This window comes from Thermohalobaculum sp. (assembly GCF_058622915.1).
The window spans coordinates 1-14,676 of record NZ_JBZSYN010000155.1 but is presented as its reverse complement, the minus strand read 5'-3'; the positions used below and the strand labels follow the sequence as shown (position 1 = coordinate 14,676).

Genomic DNA, 14,676 nt, shown 5'->3' with positions numbered 1-14,676 from the left:
CCGAGGCGGTGACGCGGAACACCTCCATGGGCTCGGCGGCGCCGGGCTCGGAGGGCCGAAGGATGACGAACAGAGAGGGCGGATCGCGCGACAGCGCAGCCCGGTAGGACTCGGTCTCGGCGCGGTGCAGCTCGAGCGGCAGCGTGCCGGCGTGGTACTCCACGGCCTCGCCCTCGCGCCGGAGCTCGTGCCAGGCGGCGGGCGGCGCGCCGGGCAGCACGGCGACCGGGCGCCAGATCCACCTTGCCCAGCGCGTCACGCCCGGCTGCTTGCGGATCACCACGCCGACTGCAAGCTGTGCCGTCTTCTGGGACACCCGACCGCCTTCCGTGCTTGTTCGAGGCACCGATATTACACGCCGGCGGGGGCAACAAGCCATTGCTTTTCAATGGCGCGGGCCTGAGCGCGAGGCTTTGGCAGCCGTCTCCGCCATGCCGCTGGCCCCCGCGAATGGGCATTTTAATCGCCATGGCGTTACATTAATGTTCCGCCCGACCGGCGCAACTGCGCTGCCCGACCCGGCCCTTTGGAGGCCCCATGCCCCGCACCGAGCCCCGGCTCCTGCTCTGCGACTGCACCGGCACCATGGATCCCGATGCCCGGGCCATCGCCAGGGGGGCGGAGCTGCGCTGCGACAAGGTGCACACGCATCTGTGCCGGGCGCAGGCCGGGGTCGCCGCCAAGGCGCTCGAGTCCGGTCAAGACGTCATCATCGCCTGCGGGCAGGAGGCGCCGGGCTTCGCGGCTCTGGCCGAGGAGCTCGACGCCGGCGACCGGCTTCTGTGCGTCGACATCCGCGACCGCGCCGGCTGGTCGGAGGAGGCCGCCGGCCCGAAGATGGCCGCACTGATCGCCGAGGCACGTCTGCCGTCCCCGCCCGTGCCGACGATGGACGTGGAGTCGGACGGGATCTGCCTCGTCTATGGCCACGGCGAGCAGGCCGTCGCGGCCGCGGCCCGTCTCGCCCCGGTACTCGGCGTCACCTGCATGCTTGCCGAGCCGGCGGAGGTGATGCCCCCCGCGGATGCGGAGATGGAGGTTGTCACCGGCCGCATCCGTTCCGCCACTGGCTCCCTCGGGCGCTTCGCGCTCGAGGTCGACGCCTTCGCCCCGCTCGAGCCCGCCGGCCGCGGCGCGCGCGCCTTCGGCACGCCACGCGACGGCGCGCAGACCGAGTGCGACGTGATCCTCGACCTCTCGGGCGGCGCGCCGCTGTTCCCCGCCGCCCACAAGCGCGACGGCTATGTCCGTGCCGACCCCGGCGACCCCGTCGCCGTCGAGCGCGCCGTGTTCGATGCGGCCCAGCTTGTGGGCACCTTCGAGAAGCCCCTGCACATCCGCTTCGAGGCAAGCCTGTGCGCCCACAGCCGCGCTGGCCAGAAGGCCTGCACGCGCTGCCTCGATGTCTGCCCGACCGGCGCCATCGCGCCCGCGGGCGATACGGTGCGGATCGATCCCCATATCTGCGCCGGCTGCGGCGCCTGCCACGCGGTCTGCCCCTCGGGCGCGGCCTCGAGCGACGATCCGCCGGCGAGCCACCTGTTCCGCCGCATGCGCGTGATGGCCGAAGCCTACCGCAAGGCGGGCGGCGACGCCCCGCGGCTCATGGTGCACGATGCCGGGCACGGAGGGGAGATGATCCGGCTGGCCGCCCGCTATGGCCGCGGCCTGCCCGGCGACGTGATACCGCTCGAGATCCGCGCCCTCTCGCTGTTCGGCCACGCCGAACAGCTTGCCACCCTCGGCCTCGGCTATGCGGGCGTCGACATCCTCGCCGGCCCGCGCACCGAGCGCCAGCCGCTGGAGGCGCAGATCGCGCTGGCCAATACCATTGCCGCCGGCGCGGGCGCGGGCGGCGCGCGCATCCGCCTGATCGAGCCGGCCGAGCCCGACGCCCTCACCGACCTGCTTTACGGCGACGCCCCGGCGCCGCTCGCGGTCGAGCCCATCCTGCCGCTGGGCGGGCGCCGCGAGACCGTGCGCCTTGCCGCCCGGGCGCTGGCCGGCGACACCTTGCCGGAGGTGCCGGTGCCCCTGCCCGCGGGGGCACCCTACGGCGCCATCCGCGTCGACACCGACGCCTGCACGCTGTGCCTGTCCTGCGCCGGGCTGTGCCCCACGGGCGCGATCCTCGACAACCCTGACCGGCCCGAAATCAGCTTTCGCGAGGAGGCCTGCATCCAGTGCGGCCTGTGCGCCAATATCTGCCCGGAGACGGCGATCACGCTCGAGCCCCGGCTCGACCTCTCCGATGCCGCACTCTCGCCCCGTGTGCTCAACGAGGAGGAGCCCTTCGAGTGCATCTCCTGCGGCAAGCCGTTCGGCGTGAAGTCCTCGATCGAGCGCATCATCGATAAGCTTTCGGGCAAGCACTGGATGTACACGCAGTCCGACAACGTGAAGCTGATCCAGATGTGCGACGACTGCCGGGTGAAGGCGCAGTTCCATGCCGAGGGCGCCCCGATGCTGCTGGGCACGCCGCGCCGCCCGCGCAGCACCGACGATTACCTGACGCCGAAGAACGGAAAGGACGGCAGCTGACCTTGACACACCGGGGCGCGCGCCCCACCACTTCGGCCGTATCCGACCAGGGAGACAGCCATGCCGATCGATGACGAAGCCTTCAACATTTCGATGCGCAAGTTCCTGAAGAAGCTGGGCGTCACCTCGCAGCAGGAGATCGAGAAGGCGGTCTGGGCGAAGAAGCCCGGCGGCCCGCTCAAGGTGCGCGCCACGGTCTCGATCCCCGAGCTCGGCCTCGAGCACGTGGTCGAGGGCGAGATCAGCACCGGCACCAAGTGAGGGCCCGCCGCGCATGACCGTCACCCGCGAGGAGGTGCTCGACACGCTGCGCACCGTGATCGACCCGGGCCAGGGCAAGGACATCGTCTCGGCCGAAATGGCCCGGGCGGTGACGGTGTCGGACGGCAGGGTTTCGTTCGTCATCGAGGTCGACCCGGCCAAGGGCGCCGCCATGGAGCCGCTGCGCGCCGCGGCCCAGGCGGCGGTCGAGAGGCTGCCCGGGGTCGAGAAGGTCTCGGCCATCCTGACCGCGCATTCCGAGACGCCGAGCCAGGCGCGCTCGCCAGCCACCGGCAAGGGGCCGCCGCCCGACCTGCAGCCGCGGCGCCGCCCGACCGAGCCGGCCGACAAGCGCATTCCCGGCGTCGATCACCTGATCGCCGTGGCCTCGGGCAAGGGCGGCGTCGGCAAGTCCACCGTGACCACCAACCTCGCCGTGGCGCTGACCGCCGCGGGCAAGCGCGTCGGCTTGCTCGACGCCGATGTCTACGGGCCGTCGCAGCCGCGCATGCTGGGCATCTCGGGCCGGCCCTCCTCGCCCGACGGCAAGACCATCCTGCCGCTCAGGAACTACGGCATCACCGCCATGTCGATCGGCTTCATGGTGCCCGAGGGCGAAGCGGTGATCTGGCGCGGGCCGATGCTGATGGGCGCGCTCGAGCAGATGCTGCGCCAGGTGCAGTGGGGCCGGCTCGACGTGCTGCTGGTCGACCTGCCGCCCGGCACCGGCGACGTGCAGCTCACGCTGGCGCAGAAGGCCGAGGTGACGGGGGGCATCATCGTCTCGACGCCGCAGGACATCGCCCTGCTCGACGTGCGCAAGTCGATCAACATGTTCGAGAAGACCGGCACCCGCATGCTCGGCCTGATCGAGAACATGTCCACTCACATCTGCCCCGAATGCGGCCACGAGAGCCATATCTTCGGCCACGGCGGCGCGCGCGCCGAGGCCGAGAAGGTGGGCATCCCGTTCCTGGGCGAGATCCCGCTCGACCTCGACATCCGCACCGGCGGCGACGCGGGCGTGCCGGTCGTCGCGGCCAAGCCCGCGAGCCCGCAGGCCCGCGCCTTCATCGACATCGCCGAGCGGCTGATTGCCTCGGGCGTGCTCGGCTGAGCGCGATGACCCTGGACGAGGCCCCCACCTTCCCGCCGCTCCTGCATGGCGAGGAGACGCCCGCCGGCATGGAGCCCTTCGCCAAGGCGGTGGCGCAGGCGGCGCTGGGCGTCGAGCCGGGGCTCGTGACCTGGGCGCGCGACCCGGCCGCCCTGCGCGCCGCGCTGGTGCTCGCGCCCGAGGTGCCGCTCGGCGAGGCCGTCAGCGCCGTCTTCGCCGTCGCGCTCGGCCTGGGCGACGCCATCGGCGCCCTGGCCCCGCCCGAGGTCGCGGTGCACCATGTCTGGCCCGCCACCGTCAAGGTGAACGGCGGCGACTGCGGCTATCTGCGCGCCGCCGCCTCCACCACAGATCCGGCCGCCGAGCCCGACTGGCTGGTGGTCGGGCTGCATGCGGACTATCTGCTGCCCGGCGCCGGCGAGCCCGGTCGCGCGCCCGAGCAGACCTGCCTGGCCGAGGAAGGCTGCATCGATGTGACGCCGCCCTTGCTGCTCGAGAGCTGGGCGCGCCACACGCTGGTGTGGATCAACCGCTGGCTCGACGACGGCTTCCGCCCGCTGCACGAGGCCTGGCGCGAGCGCGCCTGGAAGCTGGGCGAGGAGCGGCCCGACGGCAGCCTGTTCCTCGGCCTCGACGAGCGCGGCGGCATGCTGCGGCGCAAGGCCCGGGCCACCGAGCTGCGCCCGCTCACCGCCATGCTGGAGGACCTCGGGTGAGGCTCGCGCGCACGCTGCGCTTCGACGAATCGGACGAGCGCGTCTTCGCGCGCCCCGCCGATGCCGGCGAATGGGCGATCTCGGGGGCCTTCGAGTTCTCGAACTGGACCGAGGACGCGCTGATCGGGCAGGCCCGGCAGGCCTTCGCCAACGGCTGGCTGGGGCTCGACAGCTTCGGCCGCGCCACCTTCGTCGCCACGGCCAAGATCGAGGAGGCCGAGTTCGCGGCGCTGATCGACCGCCTCGCCTCCCACTTCGTCGAGCACTACGGCGCCCCCGACCTCGCCGCCGCCCGCCCGGTGGCCGAGCACGAGCTCGCCTATATGCGCGAGCTGTGCGAGGAGCATGACCCGAACACCCTTCTCGTGGTCCAGCGCGAGATGGTAGACGCCGGAGTCAGCGAGACCTTCCGCGTCATCCGTCCGCAGGAGGCCACCCTTGACATGGTCGCGATCCACGGCTCGCCCGACGAGGAGTGACGCGCTCGCCTGCGGCATCTGGGACGGCGCTGCGATCTTGTCTGGACGCAAAAAACCACCACATTTCCACGTGAAACCGCCTCCCCGGCAGGGGAGTGCCGGGCATGGCCCGCCACCGGATAGAGCCGGCAACCCGGGCCAGGGAACGCGGGGCAGCCTGTTTGGGAGGCCTTGCTATGGCAAACTTCGCAAAATCCGCATCCACGCGCTGGCAGGACGGCGCCAATCTCGCGCTGGGGGCGTGGCTCTTCGCCTCTCCCTGGATCCTGGGCTTCACCGGCAGCATCTCCGCCATGTGGGATGCGCTGGTCTTCGGCGCGATCATCGCCGTCGCCGCACTGGCGGCGCTGATCGACAGGCACATCTGGGAGGAATGGGCCGACATGGTGTTCGGCGCCTGGGTGGCGATCTCGCCCTGGGTGCTCGGCTTCGCCACTGCCGCGCCCGCCGCACAGCCGGCGACCGGCACGACCGCGGGGGCGGCCGCGGCGAGCAGCATGGCCGCCGGCGCGCCGGTGTGGAACTTCGTCATCGTCGGCGCCCTGATCTTCGTGCTGGCGGGCTGGTCGCTGATCGGCAACCGCCAACGCGTCTCGACATCGGCCTGATCGGCTGACGGCCCGTTGTGCCTGGCCGCCCGGGGCGCGCAGCGCCGACCCCGGGCGGCGAAGCACGGGCGGGACAACATCTCCGTCGACCTGTGCTATCCTCCCTCGCCGGTGCGCGAGGGGGGGTGATCTGGAAGCACGGGATCGGGAGGGACCCCAATGGCCAAGGTCGACTGGTATATCGAGGGCAAGGAATTTGGCAACTGCAACTGCGTCTACGGTTGTCCCTGCCAGTTTGAGGATCTGCCCACGGACGGCCACTGCCGCGGCTTCGAGGCGCTGCAGATCGAGCGCGGCCATTTCGGCGAGGTGAAGCTGGACGGGCTGCGCTGCGCCGTGCTCTACGCTTGGCCGGGACCGATCTTCGAGGGCCGGGGCGAGCTGCAGGCGATCATCGACGAACGCGCCGATGACGCCCAGCGCGCAGCGCTCGAGACCGTGCTGCACGGCGGCGAGACCGACGAGGGCAAGACCCACTGGTGGGTCTACAAGGCCATGTGCGAGACGGTCCACCCGACACTCGCCAGGCCGATCGCGCTCGAGCTCGACATCGGGGCGCGCACGGCGCGGGTCTCGATCCCCGGCGTGCTCGAATCCTCGGGCCGCCCGATCATGGCGCCGCATGGCGGCGGGCCGCACCGGGTGCAGATCGCCATGCCGGACGGCATCGAGTTCGAGCTCGCCGAGGTCGGCAGTGCCTCGACCAGCGCCAGCGGCGCCATCGGGCTCGAGCTCGAGGACAGCTACGGCCAGTGGAGCGTGCTGCGCCACTCGGGCAGCGGCGTGATGCATTAGGCCGGCCGGCCCGCTGCCGGCCCGGGATCACGCGAAGGCTGCATCACGCGAAGGCTGCGCCCGCGCGCCGCCCGGCGCGCAGTGCCAGGCTCATTTCGCCAGCTGGATGAACCTGAGCTGGCTCTTCACCAGATCGGGCACGATGACGAGGAGCCCCTTGTCGTTGGGAATCACCGTGAAGTCCGCCGGGCCGTCGAAGCCGCCGGCCAGGTTGCGCAGGCCCATCCCCTTGTTCCACACGTCGAGCGAGCCGGAGCTCCAGTCGGTGACCAGCAGGGATCCGTCGTGCAGCCGGTAGAGGCCGTCGAGCTGGCCCAGCCTGTCGGCCAGCATCTTCGTCTGGCCGTCGGGCGTCAGCTCGTAGATCCCCCGTGGCGCGTCCGGCGGGTCGTAGCCGACCATGAGAAGCGCGCCATCGCCCGCGGGGTAGAGCCCGTTGGGGTTGATCGACTTGCCCGAGAACACCTGCGTCACCTGCGGATTGCCCTGCATGTCCAGGAAATCGGCCGGCGTGACGCGGAACAGCTGGTCGCCGCCGTTGTCGCTGACATAGAGCGCGCCGCCCATCACCGTCACGTCATTGGCATAGTCGCCTTCCGCGACGCCCGGCAGCATGACCTTCCGTCCCTTCTTCGTTCTGGTGTCGAACTCCCAAACACCGTCGATGTCGGTCACCCAGAGCCGGTGGCCCGACACCCAAATGCCCTTGGGCTTGTTCAGCGTCTGGCCGTTGCCGGGCAGGAACCGCGCGTCGAGGACCTTTCCGTCGAGCGAGCGCCTGCTGATGCGCCCCTGGCCATCCATCAGCGCGGGATCCAGCTCGGATCCGAACTCGCTGACATAGAGCACCTTGGCGTTCGGGTCGTAGGCGACGGACTCGGGGAACCTCAGGCCGGTGACGGTCCTGTCCGAGATCGCCTTCAGACTTGCGGCCGCGGCTGCGCCCGAAAGCGCGACGACCAGAAGCACGGGCAGCGCCGCGGTAAGCGGGCGGAGCATTTTCATGGTGGTTTCCTCACCTCGATTCACCCTGCGGCGGAGCGTCTTGCGCGACTCCTGGCGGCGACGGTATCACATCCGGCCGACAGGGCACGCGGGAAAGGCAGGTCGGCTCCGCGGCGATGCGGGCCGGCCCGCCGGGCCCGCGCTTGGGACTTGGCGCCGGGGTGCCGAGCCCGTAGGGTCGGCGCTCGCCGGCCCGGTCCGGGGCCGGGCGGCCGGCAATTGGAGGGGGCGACATGCGGCTCGAGGGCAAGCGCGCGCTGGTCACGGCGGCGGGCCAGGGCATCGGGCGGGCCAGCGCCGAGGCGATGGTCGCCGAGGGCGCCCGGGTCTTCGCTACCGACATCAACATGGAAGCGCTCTCGACCCTCGAGGGCGCCGAGACTTTCCGCATGGACGCGCTCGACGCGGCCGACATTGCCGCCGCGGTGGACCGCGCGCGGCCCGACGTGCTGGTGAACTGTGCCGGCTTCGTGCACAACGGCACGATCCTGGATGCCACCGAGGACGAGTGGGAGTTCGCCTTCGAGCTCAACGTGCGCTCGATGTTCCGCACCATGCGCGCCGCCCTGCCGGGCATGCTCGAGCGCGGCTCGGGCTCGATCGTCAACATGGCCTCGGCCGCCTCCTCGGTGATCGGGGCGCCGAACCGCTGCGTCTACGGCGCCACCAAGGCCGCGGTGATCGGACTGACCAAGGCGGTGGCCAAGGACTACATCACCCGCGGCATCCGGGCCAACGCGGTCTGCCCGGGCACCGTCGACACGCCCTCGCTCAACGAGCGGCTCAACGCCACCGGCGACTACGCCGCCGCGCGCGAGGCGTTCACCGCGCGCCAGCCCATGGGCCGCATCGCCGAGGCGCGCGAGATCGCCGCGCTGGTCGTCTACCTGGCCTCGGACGAGAGCGCCTTCATGACCGGCCAGGCCGTCGTGATCGACGGCGGCTGGTCCGGATAAGGAACGGAGAGACCTCATGAAACTGCTGCGCGTCGGCCCCAGGGGTGCCGAGAAGCCCCCGCTTCTGGACGCCCAGGGCAAGCTCCGCGACCTCTCGGCGCATGTGGACGACATCGCTGGCGAGGCGCTGGCGGATGCCGGGCTCGAGCGGCTGCGTCGTCTCGACCCTGCGGGCCTGCCCGAGGTGGCGCCCGGCACGCGCATCGGCGCCTGCGTCGGGCGCATCGGCAAGCTGGTCTGCGTCGGGCTGAACTACCGCGACCACGCCCAGGAGACCAACAACCCGATCCCGACCGAGCCGGTGCTGTTCGGCAAGGCGGTCACCTCCGTCTCCGGGCCCTATGACGAGATCGAGACTCCGCGCGGCTCGGACTCGCTCGACTACGAGGTCGAGCTTGCCATCGTGATCGGCAATCGGGCGAAGAATGTCCCTGAATCCAGTGCCTTGGAGCATGTCGCCGGCTACGCCGTGTTCAACGACGTGTCCGAGCGCAGCTTCCAGATGAAGCACGCCGGCCAGTGGATCAAGGGCAAGAGCCACGACAGCTTCGGGCCGCTGGGGCCGTGGCTGGTGACGCGGGACGAGGTGGCCGAGCCGGGGGCGCTGGACCTGTTCCTCGAGGTCAATGGCGAGCGCCGCCAGACCGGCTCGACGAAGACGATGATCTTCTCCATCGCCCATATGGTCAGCTACATCTCGGGGTTCATGACGCTCGAGCCCGGAGATGTTGTGCCGACCGGCACGCCGCCGGGGGTGGCGTTGGGCATGAAGCCGCCGCGCTACCTCAAGCCCGGCGACGTGGTCGAGCTGGGAATCGAGGGGCTGGGCAGGCAGCGCCAGACGGTCGGGCGGGAGATCTGACTCTCACATGTCTTATATAAGACATGTAAGAATTAACCACGAAATCACCCCGGAATCTTAACCATGATCCGGGCCGCCGGCGGCCACCGGCTTCCTCAGCCGACGACCATGCCCAGCGGCATGCGGCTGAGCGGCTCGGCGCCCGCCTCGGTGACCAGCGAGGTGCGCCCCAGGGTCATCGCCGTGCCGGTCGCCGAATCGACGATGATCATGTGCAGGAAGAACACCATGCCCGGCGCCATCACCGTCGGCGCGTCGGCGTAGAACATCTGGTCCTCCATCCACGAGGGCGAGAAGCGCGGGCCGAGCGAGTAGCCGCAGGCGTTGAGCCGATGCTCGGCCAGGCCGGCGGCGTCGAGCACGCGGGCATGGGCGGCGAACACCTCGGCCATCGGCCGGCCGGGCACGAGCGCCGCCTCGCAGGCGAGCAGCGCCTGCTCTGCCGCCTCCTGCAGTGCCGCGTGCCCGGGGCGCGGGCGGCCGATGACGATCGTCTTCATCAGCGCCGCGTGGTAGTGGCGCCACACCCCGGCCCATTCCAACGTGAGCTGGTCCTCGGCATCGAGCCGGCGCCGGCCGGACTGGTAGCGGCACAAAAGCGCATGGTCGCCCGAGCCGATGATGACCTCGTTGGCCGGGTAGTCGCCGCCGCCGGCGAAGATCGCGCCCTGCATGGCGGCGAGGATCTCGGCCTCGTCGGCGCCGGGATGCGCCAGCCGCGCGGCCGCGTCCCAAGCGAGGTCGGCGAGCTCGGCAGCCCGGCGCACATAGCCGATCTCGGCGGGGCTCTTGACCAGGCGCAGCTCGCCCATCAGCGCGGAGGTCTCGACCAGCTCGGCGACGCCGTCGAGCCGGGCCGCGAGCCGCGCGCCGTGCGCGTGCACCAGGCCCTGGGTGCGCGTCTCCCAGCCGAGGCGCTTGCCAGCGAGGCCGAGCTCGGCCACGAGCGCGACCAGCTCAGCGGTCGGGTCGGCCCCGGCGCGGTCGCGCCAGATGCGGATGTCCGCGATCGTCGAGGTGAGCTGGGCCTGCCTGAGATCGGCCGAGCGCGTCAGCAGCACCGGCGCGCGCTCCTGCGCCACCACGAGGCACTGGAAGAAGCAGTAGCCGAAGGTGTCGTAGCCGGTGAGCCAGTACTGGCTCTCGGGCGCGAACAGCAAGAGCGCGTCGAGCCCGCGCCGCGCCATCTCGGCGCGGGTGCGCGCCAGCCGGTCGTCGAACTCGTCGGTGGTGAAGTGCAGCATGGCGGTTCCTCAACCCAGCGCGATGGCGGAGACCAGGCGGCCATAGTCGCCCTCGCCCCGGTGGCAGGCGCGGCGGTAGCTGTAGAAGCGGTCCGCGTCGGAGTAGGTGCAGTGGCCGGTCCATGCGGCCTCGGCGACGCCGGCGGCGCGCAGCCGGTCGAGGCAGAAGCCGGGCAGGTCGAACATCGCCCGGTCGCCTGCGCCGCCGGCGAAGAAGCGGCCCCAGGCGCGGTCCTCGTCGAGGAAGCGCTCGACGAATTCGGGGCCGACCTCGTAGGCGCGCTGCGACAGCGCCGGGCCGACCGCGGCGCGGATGCGCCCGCGCTCGGCGCCGAGGCCGGTCATGGCGGCGACCACCGCCTCGATGACGCCGCCGAGCGCGCCCTTCCAGCCGGCATGGGCGGCGCCGATCACGCCGGCGGTGCGGTCGGCCAGCAGGACCGGCGCGCAGTCGGCGGTGAGCACGGCGAGCCCGATGCCGGGGCGGTCGGTGACCATGGCGTCGGCCTTGGGGCGCGGGGATTCGAGCGGGCCGGTGACGTGGATCACCCGTTCGCCGTGGATCTGGTGCAGCGAGGCGAGGCTGTCCACGCCCAGATGCCGGGCGATACGGGAGCGGTTCTCGGCCACCGCCTGTGGGTCATCGTCTGAGCCGGGGCCGCCGTTGAGCGCGGCGTAGATGCCCGAGGAGACCCCGCCCTCGCGGGTGAAGAAGCCGTGCATGAGATCTTGCAGCGGCTCGCCCAGGAGGGGCGCGAGCTTGATGGGCGGATGCGTCATGCGGCGGGCCTCATGAGAAGTTGATGGTCCCGGAGAAATTGATGGTCCCGGTCTCAGGGGCTTTCCTCGAAGCCGGGCGGCGGCGGCCGGCCGGGCGGCCGGTCGTCCGGCCAGGCGGCCAGCACCTTGAACAGCGTCCCCATATCGCCGGTCCCGGTCAAGCGCTCGAGCGCGTCGGCGATCGCCCCGGCCTCGTGCGGCCGGGCGCGGGCGAGGCTGTGGGCGCGCGCCCCGATGCCGAGCCGGGCGAGAAAGGCGCCCTGCGAGGTGCAGGCGGTCCTGAGCGGGGCCAGCGCGCCGCCCAGCCGGTCGAAGTCGATCAGCCAGGTGAGGTCGGTCTCGCCGGGCTCGGCGAGCGGGTCGGCGCGGGCATGGCCGCGCACCGCCTGCAGCGTGAAGCCGGCCGGGCGCTCGGAGGCGCGGTAGCCATAGTCGACGATCAGCGCCGCACCGCCCGCGCCGGCGATGCGCCGGGCGATCTCGCGCGCCACCGACCGGGCCAAGGGCGAGTCCTCGCGCCAGTCGCCGGGCGCGGCCGGGGTGCCGCCGGGCAGGGGCGCGGTGAGGCCCCAGGCGAGGGGCTCGGCCCCGGGGGGGCCGGGCGCGAGCCCGACGCGCTTCTCGCGCCAGCCCTCGGGCGTGGCGAGGTACTGGCGCACCGGCAGCGCGTCGATGAACTCGTTGGCGAAGACGAGCAGCGGGCCCTCGGGCACGTCCTCGAGGCGCTCGGCCCAGCGCGCGCGGGGCAGCCGCCTGGCCTGCTCGGCGCGCAGCGTCGGCGAGGCCTCGACCAGCCACAGGTCGGCGGCCTCGACAAAGCCCGGCGCGGCGCGGGCGGCGCGCAGCGCGTCGGCCATGGCGGTGCCGCGGCCCGGGCCGAGCTCGACCAGACGGACCGGCGCGGGCGCGCCCGCCTCGAGCCAGGTCTGCGCCAGCCACAGCCCGACCAGCTCGCCGAACATCTGGCTGATCTCGGGCGAGGTGATGAAGTCGCCGCGCGCACCCAGCGGGTCGCGGGTGGCGTAGTAGCCGTGCCGGGGGTGGGTGAGGCACAGCGCCATGTAGTCGGCAACGCTGATCGGCCCGGCGGCGCGGATCTGGGCGCGGATGATGTCGATGAGCGCGCTCACGCGGGGGTCGTCGCGGGGGTCGTCGCGGGGGTCGTCGCGGGGGTCGCCGAGCTGGCCGTCACGGGCTCACGCGGGCCCCGGACCCTTGCCCTGGCCCTGCGCCTGCCCCTGGCTGTGGCCCCGCTCCTGTCCCTGGTCCGGGCGCGCGCCCGCGCGCCGGCGCAGCGCGTACCACAGGATGACGAGCCCGATCGCGATCATCGGCAGCGACAGCACCTGGCCCATGGTCAGCCCGCCGCCGTTCCAGTGGACCACGTAGCCGACCTGCGGGTCCCACTGGCGGAAGTTCTCGACGAAGCTGCGCGCGCAGCCATAGCCGAGGAAGAACATGCCGGTGATGGCGCCGGGCCAGCGCAGCCAGTGTCGCCTGAGCGCCAGCCACCACAACAGCGTGCCCAGCGCGATGCCCTCGAGCCCGGCCTCGTAGAGCTGGCTGGGGTGGCGTGGCAGCGGCCCGGCGCCGGGGAACACCATGGCCCAGGGGACATCGGTCACCCGGCCCCACAGCTCGTCGTTGATGAAATTGGCGATGCGTCCGAAGAACAGCCCCGCGGGCGTGGCCAGCGCCACCGCGTCGGCGAGCTGCGCCAGCGGCACGCCGCGCCGCCGCGCGAACAGCGTGGCGGCCAGGATGACGCCGATGAAGCCGCCGTGGAACGACATGCCGCCGTGCCACACCTGCGGGATCTGGGCGGGGTGGGCGAAGAAATAGGCCGGGTCGTAGAACAGCACATAGCCGGTGCGCCCGCCCAGGATCACCGCCAGCACCATCCAGGTGAGCAGCTCCTCGGGCTCCTCGGGGCGCATCGGCGCCTTGTCGTGCGGCCACAGCGCGGGCCGGCGCATCAGCCAGACCATCAGCCGCCAGCCGAGCACCAGCCCGGCGATGTAGGCCAGCGCGTACCAGCGCAGGCTCAGCGTGATGCCGAACACGTGCAGGCTGAAGATCGCCGGGTCGATGTGGGGGTAGGGGATGACGAAGGGCATGCGCGCTCCCTGGCAGCCGGGCGTGGTGTGCGCGAGGCGGCGCGCGCTGTCAAGGCGGGCCCCGGTTGCGGCGGCCGCGCGCCGCGACATATAGTGCGGGGCGCGCGCAAGTCCGGAGGCCGCCATGCAGACACGCAACAAAGTGCTCGACGACCTGGCCCAGCTGATGACCAACGCCGCGGGCGTCGCTCAGGGCATGCGGGTGGAGGCCGAGACGGCCCTGCGCAGCCTGTTCGAGCGCTGGACCCGGGAGGCCAACCTGGTCGGCCGCGAGGAGTTCGACGCCGTGCGCGACATGGCCGTGAAGGCGCGCGAGGAGAACGAGCGGCTGGAGGCCAGGATCGCCGCGCTGGAGGCGAGGCTGGCCGACAAGTCCGGCGAGCGCAAGGCGGGCGGGCCCAAGGCTGCCAAGCCCTCGAGCAACTGATCCCCACACGATCGCGGCTTGCCCCCCGGCTTGCCCCCCCGGCGCGCTTCGGGGGCGTCCCCTTGCCGGGGCGCTCGCGCGCGGCGCGAATTGTGGCACGGGGGGCGAGTTTCCGCTTTACGCCTGCCGTGCTTGGTGCCACGATATCTAGCGGGTCATAACGATTTTCATAACGACCCATGGCAACCCGGGGTGCATCCTGTGGGCGCCGTCCCCGGGACCACCACAAAATGGGGGCGTAGGCAATGGCAGCCGTCGAGCACTTTCTTCCCGAGACCGATGTTCACCCGATCGACATCGTCGAGACCCTGGCCGAGCAGGCCGAGTGGGAGTTCGACCGCGTCGGCGAGGACCAGATCGCCGTGGCGGTCGAGGCCGCGTGGCGCACCTACTCGCTGTCACTGATTTGGTCGCACCGCGACGATATGCTGCGGCTGATCTCGACCTTCGAGTACAATCCGCCCGAGGAGCGGCTGGGCGAGCTGCACCGGCTTCTCAACATCGTCAACGACAAGGTCTGGGGCGGCAGCTTCACGCACTGGGCCGGCGAGAATCTGCTGGCCTTCCGCTCCGGGCTGACGTTGGCGGGCGGCGCGCACGCCACGCCCGAGCAGATCGAGGCCTTGGTGCTGAGCGCGATCGGCCTGTCCGAGCGGTTCTACCCGGCCTTCCAGCTGGTTGGCTGGGCCGACGATTCGGCCGAGGACGCGGCCGAGATCGCCATCGAGCAGGCCTTCGGCACCGCCTGAGCGGGGCGGGCCCCCGGTT

At 71.8% G+C, this 14,676-nt stretch carries 17 protein-coding genes; 11 read left to right on the top strand and 6 right to left on the bottom strand.

Annotated elements, in window-relative coordinates; all coding sequences use genetic code 11:
• Nucleotides 1-316: DUF3305 domain-containing protein (locus AC32QD_RS12080; protein WP_492010754.1), on the bottom strand; the 316-nt coding region annotated here is incomplete at its 3' end.
• A gap of 221 nt (nucleotides 317-537) precedes the next feature.
• On the opposite strand from AC32QD_RS12080, the gene AC32QD_RS12075 reads away from it, so the two are divergent.
• The 7 genes from AC32QD_RS12075 (at nucleotide 538) to AC32QD_RS12045 (ending at nucleotide 6,517) form a co-directional block, all read left to right on the top strand.
• Nucleotides 538-2,541: a 4Fe-4S binding protein gene (locus AC32QD_RS12075; protein ID WP_492010753.1), complete on the top strand. Its 2,004-nt coding sequence runs from the start codon at nucleotides 538-540 to the stop codon at nucleotides 2,539-2,541.
• Between the two features lie 60 nt (nucleotides 2,542-2,601).
• Nucleotides 2,602-2,802 carry a DUF6494 family protein gene (locus tag AC32QD_RS12070; RefSeq protein ID WP_492010752.1) on the top strand — a complete coding sequence of 67 codons (201 nt, stop codon included), beginning with the start codon at nucleotides 2,602-2,604 and terminating at the stop codon, nucleotides 2,800-2,802.
• A 13-nt stretch (nucleotides 2,803-2,815) separates the two neighbouring features.
• Complete coding sequence (locus AC32QD_RS12065) at nucleotides 2,816-3,919, top strand: Mrp/NBP35 family ATP-binding protein (RefSeq protein ID WP_492010751.1); 1,104 nt, start codon at nucleotides 2,816-2,818, stop codon at nucleotides 3,917-3,919.
• Between the two features lie 5 nt (nucleotides 3,920-3,924).
• Nucleotides 3,925-4,635, top strand: a complete 711-nt coding sequence (locus AC32QD_RS12060) for a biotin/lipoate--protein ligase family protein (RefSeq protein ID WP_492010750.1) — start codon at nucleotides 3,925-3,927, stop codon at nucleotides 4,633-4,635.
• Entirely contained in the window at nucleotides 4,632-5,114 is a 483-nt protein-coding gene (locus AC32QD_RS12055; protein ID WP_492010749.1) for a DUF6505 family protein, read from the top strand. The genes AC32QD_RS12060 and AC32QD_RS12055 overlap by 4 nt, the downstream gene beginning before the upstream one ends.
• A gap of 176 nt (nucleotides 5,115-5,290) precedes the next feature.
• Nucleotides 5,291-5,722: an SPW repeat protein gene (locus AC32QD_RS12050; RefSeq protein WP_492010748.1), complete on the top strand. Its 432-nt coding sequence runs from the start codon at nucleotides 5,291-5,293 to the stop codon at nucleotides 5,720-5,722.
• 159 nt (nucleotides 5,723-5,881) lie between these two features.
• Nucleotides 5,882-6,517 carry a DUF1326 domain-containing protein gene (locus AC32QD_RS12045; RefSeq protein ID WP_492010747.1) on the top strand — a complete coding sequence of 212 codons (636 nt, stop codon included), beginning with the start codon at nucleotides 5,882-5,884 and terminating at the stop codon, nucleotides 6,515-6,517.
• Nucleotides 6,518-6,607: 90 nt separating this feature from the next.
• On the opposite strand, the gene AC32QD_RS12040 is transcribed toward AC32QD_RS12045, so the two are convergent.
• On the bottom strand, nucleotides 6,608-7,522 hold the full coding sequence (locus AC32QD_RS12040) for an NHL repeat-containing protein (protein WP_492010746.1): 915 nt from the start codon (nucleotides 7,520-7,522) through the stop codon (nucleotides 6,608-6,610).
• 233 nt (nucleotides 7,523-7,755) lie between these two features.
• Between AC32QD_RS12040 and AC32QD_RS12035 the strand changes: the two genes are divergently transcribed.
• Both AC32QD_RS12035 and AC32QD_RS12030 read left to right on the top strand, forming a co-directional pair.
• The gene (locus AC32QD_RS12035) at nucleotides 7,756-8,478 is read left to right on the top strand and encodes an SDR family oxidoreductase (protein ID WP_492010745.1); all 723 of its coding nucleotides are present in this window, start codon (nucleotides 7,756-7,758) and stop codon (nucleotides 8,476-8,478) included.
• 16 nt (nucleotides 8,479-8,494) lie between these two features.
• Nucleotides 8,495-9,340 carry a fumarylacetoacetate hydrolase family protein gene (locus AC32QD_RS12030; RefSeq protein WP_492010744.1) on the top strand — a complete coding sequence of 282 codons (846 nt, stop codon included), beginning with the start codon at nucleotides 8,495-8,497 and terminating at the stop codon, nucleotides 9,338-9,340.
• Nucleotides 9,341-9,435: 95 nt separating this feature from the next.
• On the opposite strand, the gene AC32QD_RS12025 is transcribed toward AC32QD_RS12030, so the two are convergent.
• The 4 genes from AC32QD_RS12025 to lgt all read right to left on the bottom strand — a co-directional run bounded on the left by AC32QD_RS12025 (nucleotide 9,436) and on the right by lgt (nucleotide 13,481).
• Nucleotides 9,436-10,584, bottom strand: coding sequence for a M24 family metallopeptidase (locus AC32QD_RS12025; protein WP_492010743.1), 1,149 nt, complete (start codon nucleotides 10,582-10,584; stop codon nucleotides 9,436-9,438).
• A gap of 9 nt (nucleotides 10,585-10,593) precedes the next feature.
• The gene (gene pgeF, locus AC32QD_RS12020) at nucleotides 10,594-11,364 is read right to left on the bottom strand and encodes a peptidoglycan editing factor PgeF (protein WP_492010742.1); all 771 of its coding nucleotides are present in this window, start codon (nucleotides 11,362-11,364) and stop codon (nucleotides 10,594-10,596) included.
• Between the two features lie 53 nt (nucleotides 11,365-11,417).
• On the bottom strand, nucleotides 11,418-12,494 hold the full coding sequence (locus AC32QD_RS12015; protein ID WP_492010741.1) for a class I SAM-dependent methyltransferase: 1,077 nt from the start codon (nucleotides 12,492-12,494) through the stop codon (nucleotides 11,418-11,420).
• Between the two features lie 66 nt (nucleotides 12,495-12,560).
• Nucleotides 12,561-13,481: a prolipoprotein diacylglyceryl transferase gene (lgt, locus tag AC32QD_RS12010; protein WP_492010740.1), complete on the bottom strand. Its 921-nt coding sequence runs from the start codon at nucleotides 13,479-13,481 to the stop codon at nucleotides 12,561-12,563.
• 124 nt (nucleotides 13,482-13,605) lie between these two features.
• Here lgt and AC32QD_RS12005 point away from each other — a divergent pair, with 124 nt between their 5' ends.
• Complete coding sequence (locus AC32QD_RS12005) at nucleotides 13,606-13,908, top strand: accessory factor UbiK family protein (protein ID WP_492010739.1); 303 nt, start codon at nucleotides 13,606-13,608, stop codon at nucleotides 13,906-13,908.
• A 245-nt stretch (nucleotides 13,909-14,153) separates the two neighbouring features.
• Nucleotides 14,154-14,657 (top strand): type III secretion system chaperone family protein, encoded by a 504-nt coding sequence (locus AC32QD_RS12000; protein WP_492010738.1) that lies wholly within the window; start codon nucleotides 14,154-14,156, stop codon nucleotides 14,655-14,657.
• Nucleotides 14,658-14,676 lie beyond the last annotated feature (19 nt).